The 16800-nt window shown below is 47.5% G+C and carries 13 protein-coding genes and 1 tRNA gene; all 14 read left to right on the top strand.

Annotated features, from left to right (window positions below):
* The first annotated feature begins 9 nt into the window (after positions 1–9).
* The 14 genes from LEUMU_RS0106920 to LEUMU_RS25030 all read left to right on the top strand — a co-directional run bounded on the left by LEUMU_RS0106920 (position 10) and on the right by LEUMU_RS25030 (position 16735).
* Complete coding sequence (locus LEUMU_RS0106920; protein WP_022951549.1) at positions 10–1359, top strand: sigma-54-dependent transcriptional regulator; 1350 nt, start codon at positions 10–12, stop codon at positions 1357–1359.
* A gap of 130 nt (positions 1360–1489) precedes the next feature.
* Positions 1490–3331 carry an Ig-like domain-containing protein gene (locus LEUMU_RS0106925; protein ID WP_022951550.1) on the top strand — a complete coding sequence of 614 codons (1842 nt, stop codon included), beginning with the start codon at positions 1490–1492 and terminating at the stop codon, positions 3329–3331.
* Positions 3332–3653: 322 nt separating this feature from the next.
* Positions 3654–4673, top strand: a complete 1020-nt coding sequence (locus LEUMU_RS0106930) for a DctP family TRAP transporter solute-binding subunit (protein ID WP_022951551.1) — start codon at positions 3654–3656, stop codon at positions 4671–4673.
* A 98-nt stretch (positions 4674–4771) separates the two neighbouring features.
* Positions 4772–5467: a TRAP transporter small permease gene (locus LEUMU_RS0106935; protein WP_022951552.1), complete on the top strand. Its 696-nt coding sequence runs from the start codon at positions 4772–4774 to the stop codon at positions 5465–5467.
* A complete protein-coding gene (locus LEUMU_RS0106940; RefSeq protein WP_022951553.1) occupies positions 5467–6846 on the top strand; it encodes a TRAP transporter large permease in 1380 nt (459 codons plus the stop codon). The genes LEUMU_RS0106935 and LEUMU_RS0106940 overlap by 1 nt, the downstream gene beginning before the upstream one ends.
* Before the next feature lie 128 nt (positions 6847–6974).
* A complete protein-coding gene (locus LEUMU_RS0106945; protein ID WP_022951554.1) occupies positions 6975–7232 on the top strand; it encodes an antitoxin in 258 nt (85 codons plus the stop codon).
* Positions 7229–7531 (top strand): type II toxin-antitoxin system RelE/ParE family toxin, encoded by a 303-nt coding sequence (locus tag LEUMU_RS0106950; RefSeq protein ID WP_022951555.1) that lies wholly within the window; start codon positions 7229–7231, stop codon positions 7529–7531. The genes LEUMU_RS0106945 and LEUMU_RS0106950 overlap by 4 nt, the downstream gene beginning before the upstream one ends.
* A 106-nt stretch (positions 7532–7637) precedes the next feature.
* Positions 7638–9023, top strand: a complete 1386-nt coding sequence (locus tag LEUMU_RS0106955) for a TldD/PmbA family protein (protein WP_022951556.1) — start codon at positions 7638–7640, stop codon at positions 9021–9023.
* A complete protein-coding gene (locus LEUMU_RS0106960; protein WP_022951557.1) occupies positions 9023–10375 on the top strand; it encodes a TldD/PmbA family protein in 1353 nt (450 codons plus the stop codon). The genes LEUMU_RS0106955 and LEUMU_RS0106960 overlap by 1 nt, the downstream gene beginning before the upstream one ends.
* A 2-nt stretch (positions 10376–10377) precedes the next feature.
* A complete protein-coding gene (locus LEUMU_RS0106965; protein WP_022951558.1) occupies positions 10378–11406 on the top strand; it encodes a potassium channel family protein in 1029 nt (342 codons plus the stop codon).
* A 74-nt stretch (positions 11407–11480) separates the two neighbouring features.
* Positions 11481–11557, top strand: a tRNA-Met gene (locus LEUMU_RS0106970).
* A 448-nt stretch (positions 11558–12005) separates the two neighbouring features.
* Entirely contained in the window at positions 12006–13925 is a 1920-nt protein-coding gene (locus LEUMU_RS0106975; RefSeq protein WP_022951559.1) for a PrkA family serine protein kinase, read from the top strand.
* Positions 13926–13967: 42 nt separating this feature from the next.
* Complete coding sequence (locus LEUMU_RS0106980) at positions 13968–15245, top strand: YeaH/YhbH family protein (protein WP_022951560.1); 1278 nt, start codon at positions 13968–13970, stop codon at positions 15243–15245.
* Positions 15242–16735: a SpoVR family protein gene (locus LEUMU_RS25030; RefSeq protein ID WP_022951561.1), complete on the top strand. Its 1494-nt coding sequence runs from the start codon at positions 15242–15244 to the stop codon at positions 16733–16735. The genes LEUMU_RS0106980 and LEUMU_RS25030 overlap by 4 nt, the downstream gene beginning before the upstream one ends.
* Positions 16736–16800: the final 65 nt, after the last annotated feature.

Below are 16800 nucleotides of genomic sequence, written 5' to 3' on the forward strand. Positions count from 1 at the left end.
GGAGAGTTCATGAGCAGTCCCGAGCGCCAACAATCCATTATTCTGGTTGATGATGAAAAGCATCTTCGCCATGCCTGTACGCAGGCGTTGGAGTTGGCAGGGCTGTCGGTGCAGAGCTTTCCTTCGGCTGAGGGTGTGCTGGATGAGTTGAGCAGCCATTGGCCGGGCATTGTGGTGACAGATATTCGAATGCCGGGGCAAGATGGCTTGGCGCTGATGGCGGATATTCTGACGCGTGACTCTGCGATTCCAGTGATCTTAATTAGCGGCCATGGCGATGTGCCAATGGCGGTGCAAGCCATGCGCGATGGCGCTTATGACTTTATCGAAAAGCCATTCCCCTCCGATATGCTGGTGGATGCGGTTAGGCGAGCGCTGGAGAAGCGGCGCTTGGTGCTGGAGAACCGCGCCTTACGCGAAGCGCTGGATACAGGTGTAGAGCTGAGCAAAAAAATGATCGGCACGCAGCCTTCCATTGTGCAATTGCGCCAGCAGGTGTTGGACCTTGCCAATGTGCAGGTAGATGTTTTAATTACGGGTGAAACCGGCGTGGGTAAAGATCTGGTTGCCCGCAGCTTGCATGAGCAAAGTACCCGAGCCGATGCACGCTTTGTAGCGATCAATTGCGGTGGCTTGCCGGATAATGTGATTGAGAGTGAGTTGTTTGGTCATGAAGCCGGGGCGTTTAGTGGCGCAACTGAGCAGCGCATTGGTAAGTTTGAACATGCCAGTGGCGGTACCTTATTCCTTGATGAAATTGAAAGCATGCCGCTGGAGTTACAGATTAAACTGCTGCGCGTATTGCAGGATAGGGTGGTGGTGCGTCTTGGCTCTAATCTGGAAATTCCGGTGGATGTACGCGTGGTAGCGGCCAGTAAAATTGATTTGCTCGCAGCCTGTGCGGAAGGCTCGTTTCGGGAAGATTTGTATTACCGCTTAAATGTGGTGAATATTAGTGTGCCGCCACTGCGCGAACGGCGTGATGACATTCCTTTGTTGTTTCAGGCCTTTGTGGATCAGATTGCTAAGCGCCATCATAAAGAAGCGCCGGAGATTTCAACGGATACGATTGCCTCGCTAGTGGCTCATGACTGGCCGGGGAATGTGCGGGAATTACAGAATGTGGCCACTCGCTTTGCACTGGGCTTAGCGATTGAAACTACTGCCAGCCAAGTTGAACTCATGCCAGAGCATAATACCTTGGCGGAAAAGGTGAATGCTTTTGAGCGACAGGTGATTGAATCTGCCATCCGGGAGCATCAGGGGAGCTTAAAGGCAACCTATGAGGCGCTTGGGGTCTCACGCAAAACCTTGTATGACAAAATTCAGAAGCATGGAATTCAATCGGAGTCCTCCTAAAACTGACTGCATGAATTCTAGCGTACGGATACCCTTTGTCTGTACAAAAGTGCCGCTTATTTTTACACAATAGATATATCTTATTATTAGTGTTAATTGTCTTGTTTTATCTTTAAAGCAAGGATTAGCCATGAGATTAAAAAGAATACTACTAGTGCTATTGGTCTCTACGTGGGCCAACTATGCCGCTGCAAGCCCTTGGCCTGTGGGCGTCAATGATGGCGCACCAACATTAACCAACATGCCCATCTCTATCTCAGTGCTTGAAAATGACATTGGGAACAATTTGATAATTTCAGCCGTCAATGAAACCTCTGTCGCTTGGGGTAAAATCACTATCAGCGCCGATAAAAAAACACTTAATTACACGCCTTATAAAGATTACGCCGGTGGTGATGAGTTTTGGTATGAGCTAAAAGACGATGAAGGGCGCACCAATGCCGCGAATGTTCAAGTAAGCGTTTCTCGTGAGGCTGGGTTACCTGACTGGCCTGTCGCTGTGACGGATAGCGTTACTGCAAACTATGACGCGGTCGCTAAATTTAAGGTTCTGGCCAATGACATTGGTGCGGGGTTGAAATTAGTAGAGGTGAATGAATGGTCGACTAACCAAGGTAAGGCGTGGATCAGTGGCTATAATGAAATCAGCTATCAGCAATATGGCGAAGCCCGTGGGGAGCGGCAAGATGAGTTTTGGTATGTAATGGTCGATCGCTGGGGACGTAGGAATGCAGCTAAAGTGATTGTCTCGTTGAAGGAGGCGACCTATACGCCTTGGCCAGTCGCCACGCCTGATTTTGCAGAGGCCAAGAATGGCTTACGTGTCGTTATCCGAGTGTTGGAGAATGACAGTGGGACGGGGCTGAAGCTTGAGGAGTCTAATCCATCGACTGCGAAGGGTGGTCAGACTGAAATTATGGGCACCTATATTCGTTATACGCCTCCTGCTGGCTTTTCAGGGGAGGATAGTTTTTGGTACTCATTAGCCGATGATGAAGACAGAACCAATAGCACGGAAGTCAAAGTGCAGGTTAGCGCTAACACTGAAAAATCAGTCGTTGAGTTTTGTGGAAATACCTACGAAACCGATGGTACTAAAGCTGGAACACAGTTAACAAGCTTGTTACCCGCCTCGCCAGTGACTTACCCCTCTACTGCAATCCCCCCAACGGGTATTAGTGGTGAGCTTGGGGTCATTCAAGGTCGCCGTTATTATGTTGAAACGGCTGGATCACAACAAACGCTCTTTATGGATTTCAATGGTTCAGTTTCAGAGGTTTCTTCTGTTGATAGCGACTTGCAAACCACGGCAATGGGAACGTACAAAGGTGTTTTTTATTATGCCGAAGCTGGGCGCTATCTGCTCGCTCATGATGGCAATAAGCTAACGACTTTAGGTGACTTGTTACTTACTCTGGGAGCTGGTAATTGGTATATGAGCGCCTATGACCCCTCAGCAGTCGAAGATCCTGAACGTTATGTCAATACAGTTCGCCTTGAAGAAGGCGCGGGGGATGCGCTTTATTTCTCAATAAATAATACTATCACCCCTTCTGATGGACTGTTACTCAGAGAGAGGGTTACGTATTTGCGTATCAGTGATGATTTGGATTGGAGACCGGTTAAAGTACAAGAGGTTATTCCATTTCATAGTGATACTTTCAACCGCGAGGAAAGTGTAAGAGCACTCCAGTTCTTTAATGGACTTGACTACTATGTGCAAACGTTATCTATGACGCAAACGCCATCGCCTGAGACTAATGTGTATACCATTAAGCAGAGGGATCACTATTATTTTGTAAAAGGTATTGATGCCGATGTAACTGCTATCACAGAGGACAGGGGGCGCTTGTTTATCGCAACTAAAGCATCGACCACGAGTATTGTTAGTCAGAATATCGATAACATGGCCACATTGTTTGTTGTTGATAATGTGACCGATGAGTATGTTCAATTGGCTACTTGTGAGTAAGTAGTCTTTACCGCTTGCATACTATTGTTGGCCCGAAGCGCTACTGTTCGGGCCAACACATAAGTGCTAATCGCTGCCTCAAGTGTAGGCTTCTATACACATAAAAATCCTCAATGGGTAAACTCCTACCCATGCGCACACCTGTCACTTCTTCTATGCTTTGATCAAAACTCCTAAAAAATCATAAATTACAATAACTTAATTTGATATTTTCTTTATTTAAGGGTTCAGCTTTCTGAATCCTGAATGGCTTGCTACTATAGTGAGAGTTTCGTTTTTCATTCGAAACCGATCGATATATTCTTTTAAGAGGAGAGGATCAATGCGTAAATCTTTATTAGCTGTGATGATTAGTGGTGCATGTTTACTGGGCTCAAACGCGGCATTTGCTGCTGACGCTTGTGACGATGGTGAAGTGGTAATCAAGTTTAGCCATGTAACTAACACCGACAAACACCCTAAAGGCATCGCGGCTTCTTTGCTGGAAAAGCGTGTAAACGAAGAAATGAACGGCAAAGTGTGCATGCAGGTATTCCCAAATACGACGTTGTACAACGATGACCAAGTTTTGGAAGCCATGCTGCAAGGCGATGTACAATTAGCCGCTCCTAGTCTGTCTAAGTTCGAAAAATTCACTAAAAAATACCGCATCTTCGATCTGCCATTCATGTTTACTAACATTGAAGCGGTTGATGAGTTTCAGCAATCTGAAGCTGGCCAGAAGATGAAAGACAGCATGAAGCGTCGTGGCCTGCAAGGTCTGGCGTTTTGGCACAATGGCATGAAGCAAATGTCGGCTAACAAGCCTCTGCTACTGCCTACCGATGCGAAAGGCCTGAAATTCCGTGTTCAAACCTCTGACGTGTTAAAAGCTCAAATGTCGGCAATGGGTGCTAGCCCACAGCCAATGGCATTCTCTGAGGTTTACGGCGCACTGCAAACGGGTGTTGTAGATGGTCAGGAAAACACGTGGTCTAACGTATTCGGTCAGAAGTTCTTCGAAGTACAGGACGGCACGACTGAGACTAACCATGGTGTATTGGATTACATGTTGGTGACGTCTACTGAGTTCATGGATAGCCTGAAGCCAGAAGTGCGCGATGAGTTCCTGAAGATTGTCGCTGAAGTGAGTGCAGCCCGTAACGCAGCCTCTGCCGAAGTAAATCAGGAAGCAAAAGAGTCAATCATCGCTGCTGGCGGTAAAGTGGTTGAGTTGGATGCAGAGCAACGCGCCGCTTGGATCGCAGCAATGAAGCCAGTTTGGGCGGAGTTTGAAGGCGATGTTGGTGCAGAAAACATCGAAGCAGCACAAAAGATTAATGAAGCCTTAGCGGCCAAGTAATCTGTTTTGATTTGACGGGTATATCGCATACCCGTCGGTGGCGCTGGTGGATTCCTACCGCGCCACATTCTCATGTTTACCTCTAGGGAGTAGGGATTATGAGCGCTCCAACTCAGAATATATCCCAAGGATTTGTTGGCCGCACCGTCAATGCACTGGAAGAAAATGCCATTGCCCTAATTCTTGGTTTGATGATTGTCATCACATTTACCAACGTTGTTTTACGCTACACCATGAATACCGGTTTGGTCTGGGGGCTTGAAGCCACTGCGGTTTTATTTGCCTGGTTGGTGTTATTTGGAATCAGCTACTGCGTTAAAACGACATCACACCTTGGTGTCGATGCCTTAATTATTTACTTTAAACCGTCAACTCGCCGCGTGATTGCCTTGATTGCGGGCGCGATTTGTATTGCCTATGCCATGTTGTTGATGAAGGGCGCATGGGATTACTGGGCTAACTTCGCCAATCTACCGGGGACCACGGGCCGCATTTTCCCAACCGGTTTTGAAGAGAAGTTTTTGGCGAAAGGCTGGTACGAAATGAATGATGTACCGCTGCCAGAATTTATGCGTTTTCTGGAGCCAATGATGAACGAAGGCGAAGCTTATGAGAAATTCCCTCGCTTCCTGCCTTACATTATTTTACCCATTGGTATTGCCTTGCTGTTGTTCCGCTTTATTCAAGCCACAGTACGCATTTACAAAGGAACCGCAACAGGGCTGATCGCCAGTCATGAAGTGGAAGATGAGATTGAAGCGCTGGAAGCGGCGCGCGTTGGAGGTAAAGACTAATGGCCGTCGCACTCTTATTTATTGTCATTATTACGCTATTGCTGTTGGGTGTGCCGATTGCCGTGGCGCTCGGATTTAGCTCTGTTTTATTCCTGCTGACACTTTCTGATACGTCTCTGGCTGCGGTTGCGCAAACGCTGTTTCAGGCGATGTTTGGTCACTACACACTGTTGGCGATTCCGTTCTTTATACTAGCTTCGACCTTTATGTCGACCGGTGGTGTGGCGAAGCGAATTATTCGTTTCTCGATTGCTTGTGTGGGGCATTTCCACGGTGGTTTGGCGATTGCGGGTGTCTTTGCTTGTATGATGTTTGCGGCTTTATCGGGCTCCTCACCGGCAACGGTGGTGGCTATCGGTGGTATCGTGATTGCCGGTATGCGCCAAGTCGGTTACACCAAAGAGTTTGCGGCAGGGGTTATTTGTAACGCCGGTACGCTGGGTATTCTGATTCCGCCATCCATTGTTATGGTGGTTTACGCCTCAGCGGTTGATGTGTCGATTGGGCGGATGTTCTTAGCCGGTGTTATCCCAGGCTTACTGGCAGGCTTTATGCTAATGCTAGCGATCTATGTGATTGCGCGTATTCGCAAAATGCCAAAAGGTGAGTGGACGGGCTGGAGAGAAGTATTCTCAGCAGGCTCGGCGGCAGGCTGGGGATTATTCCTGATCGTGATCATTTTGGGTGGTATTTATGGTGGTGTATTTACGCCAACGGAAGCCGCTGCGGTTGCGGCAGTGTATGCCTTCCTGATCTCTAACTTTATTTATCGCGATATGGGCCCATTGGCTGCGAAAAATGAAGATGAGAAGCCACTAAGCTTATTGAGCAAGCCTTATGCGCTGGTTACGGTGTTTTGGCATCCTGATACGCGTAAAGCCTTGTTTGAAGCGGGTAAGCTGACCATCACGCTGATGTTCATTATCGCCAATGCGCTGATCTTAAAGCATGTGCTAACCGATGAGCAGATTCCACAGCAAATCACCAATGCCATGTTGGCTGCCGGTTTAGGGCCAATTATGTTCCTAGTCGTGGTTAACGTGATCCTGTTGATTGGTGGCCAGTTTATGGAACCATCAGGGCTACTAGTAATCGTTGCGCCGCTGGTGTTCCCGATTGCTATGGAGCTAGGTATTGACCCGATTCACCTTGGTATTATCATGGTGGTGAATATGGAAATCGGGATGATTACACCACCGGTGGGACTGAACTTGTTTGTTACTAGTGGCGTGGCGGGTATGCCGATGATGGCGGTTGTGCGCGCGGCACTGCCATTCTTAGCGATCCTGTTTGTGTTCCTGATTATGGTGACTTACATTCCTTGGTTATCAACCTTCTTACCGACCTACTTTATGGGGCCGGAGGTAGTGATTAAGTAGTTTATGTAAGCTGCTAAGGGAAAATTAAGAGCGCTGCCTGTGATGGGTAGCGCTTTTTTTAAGCCTGTATTTACACATTTGTACATTTGATGCTATGTTGAAATTACCAAACAATTGGATGTTAAGTTATGAGCCGATTAACGATTGAAGTCACTCCCGAACAACATCAACGCATTAAAGTGATGGCGGCCATGCAAGGTCAAAGCATAAAAGACTATGTGATTACTCGTGTGTTATCCGATGAGCAAGCAGCGGAGACGGCAGCCTGGGAACAACTCAAAGTATTGCTAGCTGAACGTATCGATGATGCTCGTATGAGAGGAACCTCTCCAAAAACGGTACAGGAGATTACAGAGAGCGCATTGCAGTCGCTGAATAAAATATGAGCTATACCTTAAGCGTTGCGGCTGAAGAGGATCTCTTCAATATCGTGCTATATACCGCCGAAAATTGGGGTGCAGAGCAAGCACGAACCTATACCCAGAAGCTAGCAGACTGTATGGAAAAGCTATCAGCCGGACAGGGAGCATGTAAACAACTACATGACTTTCGTCCACCTATACGAGTGAAACACTGCCAGCATCATTATCTGTTTGGGCAAGAGGCAAATGACACCTTTCTGATTCTTGCAATACTGCATGAGATAATGGATTTCATGACGCATTTGCATGGGCGGCTTACTTAAACGTAAGACTTAAAAAACCAAGTGAAGCCAGTTCGCTTGTGAATCAAGCTGTAAGCACTATAATAATGCATTAAACATTATCAAAAATAAGAGTGGAGCCCACCGGATGCTAAATTCTGCAACTGCGAATGCCGTGATTGATCATGCGCTTTCCCTCGGCGCTGATTTCGCCGAACTATTTATCGAAAAACATCGTACCTCATCAATTGATACCCTCAGCGACCATGTGAAGTCAGTGGATTCCGGCATTGATTTTGGAATTGGCTTGCGCATTGTGTTTGGTGGCAAGGTGCTTTACGGCTACACCAACCAAACCGATGCCGACACACTAAAGCGCATTGCTTCCAGCCTTGCCGCACGTGATCAGCGTGAGCGTATTAATCAGCTAATGAGCTTTGATTTTACCGTGCCACAAGAGCGCCATCCTGCAAAAGTGATCTTAAGTAAGGATGCAGCAATCGACAGTAAAGTGGAGTACTTGCTTAAAGCCGATGCGGCAGCACGCGCGGTGAGCGACAGCATTACTCAAACGCGTGGCTACTGCATGCAACGCGAGCAGATGATCGAGATTTTCAATAGCGAGGGCTTACATGCCACTGATACCCGCAACTACATTCGCGCAGGGCTAACGGCCATTGCCAGTGATGGTGCTGAGCAAGCCACCGGCGGCTGGAATGATGGCGGCTTATTGGGCTGGGAGTTACACGATACGCTAGACCCGAAATACACCGGCGAAGAAGCTTCGCGCCAAGCGCTGGTTAATTTGGGTGCAAAGCCTTGTCCTTCCGGTCATATGCCAGTGGTCATTGGTAATGGCTTTGGTGGCGTTATTTTTCATGAGGCTTGCGGGCATTTGTTGGAGACGACGTCGGTCGCTAAAAAGGCATCAGTATTCCACGACCAGATGGGCGAGATGATTGCTAATCCGGTGGTGAATGCCGTGGATGATGGCACTATTCATAATGCTTGGGGTTCGATTAATATTGACGATGAAGGCATGGATACCCAGCGCACGCAGTTGATCACTAATGGCAAGCTCACTAGCTTTTTGGTGGATCGTTTGGGCAGTGAGAAAACCGGCTATGCACGCACGGGCTCAGGTCGTCGCCAATCGTATCGCTATGCGCCAGCGTCTCGTATGCGCAATACTTTCATTGAAGCGGGCACCAGCGAATTAGATGAAATGATCGGCTCGATTGAGCGTGGTATCTACGCCTCGCACATGGGCGGTGGTTCGGTACAACCGGGTACCGGCGAGTTTAACTTTGCGGTCAATGAAGGCTATTACGTTGAAGATGGCAAGATTCAATATCCGGTGAAGTCAGCCACGCTAATCAGCACGGGGCCAGCGGTACTTAAAGAAATCAGCATGGTGGGGAAAGACTTTGCATTGGCTTGCGGCATGTGCGGTTCGGTAAGTGGGGCGATTCCAACCACGGTGGGCCAGCCTGCCTTAAAAGTGAATGATATTCTGGTCGGAGGAAATGCCTAATGGAACAGTCAGCAATTAATCCGGCATTGATCGCAGCCAGTGAGCAAGTCTTTGATCGGGTCCGTAAAGCGGGTGCCGAAGCGGATTTAATCATTTTAGAATCCGAGTCGCTGTCTTTAAAGGCTAGCCAAGGAGAGTTGGAAGAGCATTCCATTAGCCAAACGCAAACCTTTGGTGTGCGGGTGATTAAAGATGAGAAAGTCGGAATTGCCTACAGTGAAGCATCCGATGCGGAGTCTTTAAGTTGGATTGTGGATCAGGCATTGCAAAATGCGACGTACTCCGCTGCAGAGCCAAGTGAGCGCATTCCCGCAAATGCACAAACCTTATTTACGGATGACTCCTACTTTTGCCCGAAGGACTCCGTCACGATCGATCAGCAGATTGATATGGTACTGGGGCTTGAGCGTGGCTTGTTAGAAAAGCCTAAGGTTAAAAACGTTCCTTATAATGGCGTGTCAGAATCTACAAGCGGTCGCTACTTATTCTCCACGGCGGGCTTAAGCGCCGCCAGTCGTCAACGTGCGGTGTATGCCTATGCTTACGCGCTGGCTGAAGATGGTGAGAAGAATGCCATGGAAGGCACCGGCCAAGTCTCGCGCTTGAGTACTGAGCTGGATATTCCCAAGTTGGTGGAGTCTGTGGCGAGCTTGAGCTTGGATATGCTGGAAGGCAAAGCCATTCCATCTGGGCGCTACGATGTGATTTTTGATCATGAATGTCAGATCAGCCTGTTTAATGTGTTCTCCATGGCACTCTCCGGTAAAGCGGCTAAAGATGGCATTAATCCTTGGCGTGAGAAAGTAGGGCAGTCGGTTGCCGATCCCCGCTTGCAGTTATCCGATAAGCCTTTAATGATGGATGGCTTCGGCTATTCCTTATTTGATGATGAAGGCACGGCCACTGCTGATACCCCATTAATTATCGATGGCGTACTGCAAACGCTAATCCATAACACCGTCACGGCTAATCACTTTGGCGTGACCACCACCGGACACGCCTCTCGCGGACCTCGCTCTGGTTTAGGGGTTGGCTATCATCAGTTAATGATTGAAGCTGGAAGCGCTGCAGATGCTGAGCTTAAAGCGGGCGAATATCTGGAAGTGACTAGCATGGCGGGATTGCACTCTGGTGCGAATGCGATTTCCGGTGACTTTAGTCTGGGTGTTTCCGGATTCTTATGTCGGGATGGCCAGCGCATTAAGCCAGTGCGCGGCGTTACCGTCGCGGCTAATTTCTACAAGCTACTCAATCAAATCCAATGCATTGGCGACACCTTGCACTGGAACTGGGAACGTTCTTCAGTGATGCCGTCCATTCGGTTTGCTGAATTAGCCGTGTCTGGCGAATAACGATGTTCTTTTTTGTCGATACACTCAAGCGTCTGCGGACGCTTCGGGTGCTCAAGGAAAATAAGCGATTGTTGCTATTTTTCTTGGGCATTTCGTTATTTTTCGCTGGGTACATGTGGCAGGTCGAAGGCCTGTCGCTGATCGATACCTATTATTTTCTGATTACAACAGCCACTACCGTTGGCTACGGTGATCTCTCGCCTAAAACTGATTTCGGAAAAGTGCTGGTAACCGTGTACATGGTGGTCGGCATTGCCTTGCTGGGTTTATTCCTCGGTAAAGTCACTGAATGGATGGTGGATGTGAGTTCACGCCGCAAAAAAGGATTACTACGCATGAAAGGTCAGGTTGATTTGATCATTGCCGGCTACCCCAGCGATGACAAGGTACACACTATTATTACCGAGCTGCGTAATGATGACCGCTATCGCGAGGCTCGCATCGTGTGTGTCAATAATCAGCTGGAAGAGGCGCCGCCTTGGATGGCTCCCTTGCAAGTGGGCTTTGTACGCGGTGCGGCTTCAGAAGGGCAGGTGCTAAAAGCTTGCGGGATTGATACGGCGCACACGGTACTCATTCTGGCTAATGATCCTGCGCTGGTAGAGTCAGATGATCACTCTGCGTCGATCTGCGCGGTAGTGGAGCGTATGCATCCTGAGATTCGTACCATTATTGAAAAAGTGCGTAAGGATACCTTGCTGTTCGATGTGGTGAATACCGACACAGTAGTGGATGTGGCTTCGCCTAGTGTATTAGCTCAGGAAGTTCTGGATGCGGGTGCGATCGAGTTGCAGAATGCGATTTTCTCCACCCATACCGAAGGCACTCAATATAATTACCACTATACGGGTGAGGATACGACTTGGTCGGCAATTGCTTTAGCGCTATTGGATCATGATGCGATTCCGGAGGGGTTTAAGAACCCTGGCGATCGTCATTTTAAATTATTGCCAAAGCGCGCTGATGTGATTAATAGCCAAGCGTTGATCAAGTATCGTGGCACCCGTTTATTGGATGAACTGGTTATTTAGACCTATTATGCAAATAAATTAAAAAAAGACTTGCGCAGTCGGAAGACCATCCCTATAATGCGCACTTCTTCTGGTGCGGGATGGAGCAGCCAGGCAGCTCGTCGGGCTCATAACCCGAAGGTCGTAGGTTCGAATCCTACTCCCGCTACCAATTTTACAGAAGAATTTTTACCCCTTCCCCAGCTAATCTAATTAGCGATTCTAAATATTTACCTCATAGTAGTTTCTATTATCTAAGTTTGTTGTATGCTATTGCTTATGGCGTCGGATAATTTTGCTGCGAACGAAACCAATCCCATTACGTCTGGTCATAAAGTTTACAGGTCTGGTTTTAAATTAACCTGCGCTTAAACCCGTTTGATGCTCTACCGTCTGTCAGAATTTGTTTGTTTATTATACTTCTGTGACGCTATATGGAGGTCGTACCTCTAATCAGTATTTCGTGTAATTCAGCGACTCAGACGCTATATAAAACAACAAGCACGGTCATTAATCTAAAGAGGTCTCTCCCAACACTGGGTCCGTGATTCGTTAATCGCGAGTCATATAAGGCCAAACTATAAAAAGAAACGCTAGTCTAAAATTTGGTGGTAAATAACATGAGTATTTTTGATCATTATCAATCACGTTACGAGTCTTTAAAGGAAGAAGAGTATTCACTACAGGAGTATCTTGACCTGTGTAAGAGTGAACCCTTAACTTATGCCACCGCTGCCGAGCGCATGCTTAAAGCGATTGGCGAGCCAGAGGTTATCGATACCGCGAAGGATCCGCGTCTCAGTCGGATTTTCATGAACAAAATCATTCACCGTTATCCTGCCTTTGAAGATTTCTACGGCATGGAGGATAGCATTGAGCAGATTGTGTCTTTCTTCCGTCATGCGGCTCAAGGCCTTGAAGAAAACAAGCAGGTGCTTTATCTCCTGGGCCCGGTGGGTGGTGGTAAGTCCTCGCTGGCAGAAGCACTTAAAGCACTAATGCAAAAGCAACCCATTTACTGCATTAAAGGCTCTCCCATTAATGAATCACCTCTCGGCCTGTTTGGCGATGAAGATGCGGTGATTCTGGAAGAAGACTACGGCATTCCAAAGCGTTACCTCAATACCATTATGTCGCCATGGGCCTCTAAGCGCCTGAAAGAGTTTGGCGGTGATATTAGCCAGTTCCGCGTAGTACGCCGTTATCCTTCAACGCTGAATCAAATTGCGATTTCCAAGACTGAACCGGGTGATGAGAACAATCAGGATATTTCATCGCTGGTCGGTAAAGTTGATATCCGCAAACTGGAAGATTTTCCACAACACGATACCGATGCCTATAGCTATTCTGGTGGTCTCTCGCTAGCCAACCAAGGCTTGATGGAGTTCGTGGAGATGTTTAAGGCGCCGATCAAAGTGCTGCACCCATTACTGACGGCCACTCAGGAAGGTAACTACAACGGAACTGAAAGCATTGGTGCGATCCCCTTTGATGGTGTAATTTTGGCTCACTCCAATGAGTCGGAATGGCAGACCTTTAAGAATGACCGCAACAATGAAGCGTTTATTGACCGTGTTTCCATTGTCAAAGTGCCTTACTGCCTGCGGGTAAGTGAGGAGATTAAGATTTATGAAAAGCTCATGCAGCACAGCTCGCTGTTTGAAGCACCATGCGCACCCGATACGCTAAAAATGTTGGCTGAGTTCTCGATTCTGTCACGCTTAAAAGTGCCTGAGAATTCCAGCATTTATTCTAAGATGCGCATCTATGATGGCGAGACGTTAAAAGATGTCGACCCTAAAGCCAAAACCATGCAGGAATACCGCGATGCCGCGGGCATGGATGAGGGTATGAGCGGAATCTCAACCCGTTTCGCCTTTAAGATTCTCTCTAAAGTGTTTAACTTTGACTCCACTGAGATTGCGGCCAACCCAGTTCACTTGATGTATGTGCTGGAGCGCCAGATTGAGCGCGAGCAGTTTAGCGAGGAAGTTCAAGACCGCTACATGGGCTACATCAAAGAGTACCTCAGCCCACGTTATGTCATCTTTATTGGTAAAGAGATTCAGACGGCTTATCTGGAGTCGTACTCTGAGTATGGCCAAAACTTGTTTGATCGTTATGTTACTTATGCTGATTTCTGGATTCAGGATCAGGAATTCCGTGACCCTGAAACCGGCGAAATTCTGGATCGTACGTCATTGAATACCGATCTTGAGAAGATTGAGAAAGCAGCCGGTATTAGTAATCCGAAAGACTTCCGAAATGAGGTGGTTAATTTTGTACTGCGTGCCCGCGCTAATAATGGCGGGAAAAATCCTGACTGGACCAGCTATGAGAAACTGCGCCGCGTGATTGAGAAGAAAATGTTCTCTAGCACGGAAGAGTTGCTACCAGTGATTTCATTCAGCGCCAAGTCGTCTACGGATGAGCAGCGTAAGCATGATAACTTTGTGAATCGCATGGTAGGCCGCGGTTACACCGAAAAGCAGGTTCGCTTGCTGGCCGAGTGGTATTTGCGGGTTCGTAAATCACAGTAATTAAGGGATTGTAGTAACTGATTAAACACGCATGAGGGGCTTATGCCATACATAATCGATCGACGTCTGAATAGTAAAAATAAAAATACGGTGAATCGCCAGCGGTTTCTGCAACGTTACCGCAAGCAGATTAAGAAAGCCGTATCAAAGGCAATCGGCAAACGTAGTATCACCGATATGGATCGGGGTGAAGACGTAAGTATCCCTCGTGATGATGTGAATGAGCCGGTGTTTTCACACGGCCCGGGCGGTCGGCGCGATTTTGTGCTGACCGGTAATAAGGAGTTCACTACCGGAGACCGTATTCAACGGCCTCCGCAATCTCAAGGTGGGGGCGCGGGTGAAGGCGAAGCCTCTGACTCGGGTGAGGGGGATGATGACTTTGTCTTTCAGATCTCTCAGGAAGAGTTTCTTGAGTTTATGTTTGAAGATCTGGCCTTACCGAATATGGTTAAGCGCCAACTGGCCGACAGTAGTGAGTTTAAAACCGTACGTGCTGGTTATAGTGAAGCCGGCAGTCCTAGTCAGTTAAATGTGGTGCGTTCGTTAAAGAGCGCCCATGCTCGTAAAATTGCTTTGGGTGGTAAAAATCGCCGTAAGCGCAAAGAATTACGCGCGGAGTTAGAAGCCTTTGTCGAGCCATTAAGCGATCAGGAAATTTTACGCAAGCAGGAGATCTTGGAAGAGATTGAGGTCTTATCGCGCAAGCTCAATGCCATTCCGTATATCGATGAGTTTGATCTTAAATATAACCTCACGGTGAAACTGCCTCAGCCATCACCTAAAGCCGTGATGTTTTGCCTGATGGATGTGTCTGGCTCAATGACTGAGGAAATTAAAGATACTGCTAAGCGTTTCTTTTTCTTACTGTATTTATTCTTGCAGCGCAATTACGAGAAAATTGAGCTAGTATTTATTCGCCATCACAATACGGCTTCTGAAGTGAGCGAGCATGACTTTTTCTACTCGCGTGAAACTGGTGGAACGGTGGTGTCCAGTGCGCTGGAATTAATGGATGAAGTGATTCAGGATCGTTACTCGCCAACCCAGTGGAATATCTATGCGGCGCAAGCTTCAGATGGGGATAACTGGCAGGGCGACACGGAAAAGTGCGTTGATTTACTCAACAATAAAATCTTGCCTTGTGTGCAGCACTATTCTTATATTGAAATCGGTAAACGCCCACCACAGGAACTTTGGTACAGCTACAAAGAAATCCAGGGCGGCGTGTTTGGTGACCGATTCGATTTAAAAGCCGTGCAGGATAATACGCAGATTTATCCGGTGTTTCGTCAGCTATTTGAGCGAGGTGTGAAATGAGCAGAAAACAACCCATTTCAACCGGTCCGGATTGGACATTCGAGCTCTTAGAGCAGTACGATCAGGAAATCTCCCGGATTGCTAAAGAGAAGTTTAAGTTAGATACCTATCCTAATCAGATTGAAGTCATTCGCTCTGATCAGATGATGGATGCTTATGCGTCGGTGGGTATGCCGGTGAGCTACCATCACTGGACTTATGGTAAAAAGTTTGTTTCCACGGAGAAGAATTACAGCCGCGGACGCATGGGCTTGGCCTATGAAATCGTAATTAACTCTAACCCCTGTATTGCGTATTTAATGGAAGAGAATTCCATGACCATGCAGGCGTTAGTGATCGCACATGCTTGTTATGGACATAACTCATTCTTTAAGGGGAATTACTTATTCCGTACCTGGACTGATGCCGATGCCATTATCGACTATTTGGTATTCGCTAAAAACTATATTGCTGAGTGTGAAGAACGCCATGGCGTTGAGGCGGTTGAAGCGACCTTGGACTCTTGTCATGCCTTAATGAATTACGGCGTGGATCGTTATAAGCGGCCGGTTCCAATTTCAGCGGAAGCAGAGCGGGTTCGTCAAAAAGAGCGCGAGCATTATATTCAAACGCATTTGAATGATTTGTGGCGCACGATTCCGGATAGCGTAAAGGCTGAACAAGAGCCAGAACGCCGAACTTTCCCGGATGAGCCACAGGAAAATATTCTGTATTTTATCGAGAAAAATGCCCCACATTTAGAATCTTGGCAGCGTGAGATTGTGCGGATTGTGCGGAAAATGGCGCAGTACTTTTACCCGCAACGCCAGACTCAGGTCATGAATGAGGGCTGGGCCACGTTTTGGCACTACACCATTCTCAATGAAATGTATGACGAAGGGTTGGTGACTGAGTCATTTATGATGGAGTTTTTGACTTCGCATACCAATGTGGTGATGCAGCCAGAGTTTGATAGCCCATATTATTCCGGCATCAATCCTTATGCGCTGGGCTTTGCAATGATGACGGATATTCGTCGTATTTGTGAGAACCCTACGGAAGAAGATCGCCGTTGGTTCCCGGAAATTGCAGGCAGTGATTGGTTGGAAACCTTGCATTACGCCATGCAGAATTATCGCGATGAAAGCTTTATCGAGCAGTATTTATCACCGACGGTAATTCGGAACTTCCGCTTTTTTGCACTGGAAGATAACGAGTACAAGTCAACGATTGATGTGACCGCGATTCATGATGATGAAGGCTACCGTCGGGTGCGTGAAGTATTATCTCAGCAGTATAATCTGAGCAGCAATGAGCCGGATATTCAGGTGTACAACGTGAATGTACGCGGTGATCGCTCACTGACCTTGCGGCATTATCAGCACAATGGTCGTCCTTTGGATGGGCAAACGTCTGAGGTGTTAAAGCATTTACGTCGCTTGTGGGGTTACGAGGTGCGCTTGGAGTCGTTTGGCGATAACCAACGTGCTTCAGTTTTTGAAAGTGAGTAAGCGCTGATACCAGATAACTATTGCGACTCCAGAGCCCTTGCGGCACTATCATTCTAAATTAACTA

The sequence above is a fragment of the Leucothrix mucor DSM 2157 genome, from assembly GCF_000419525.1.
Classification (GTDB): Bacteria; Pseudomonadota; Gammaproteobacteria; order Thiotrichales; family Thiotrichaceae; genus Leucothrix; species Leucothrix mucor.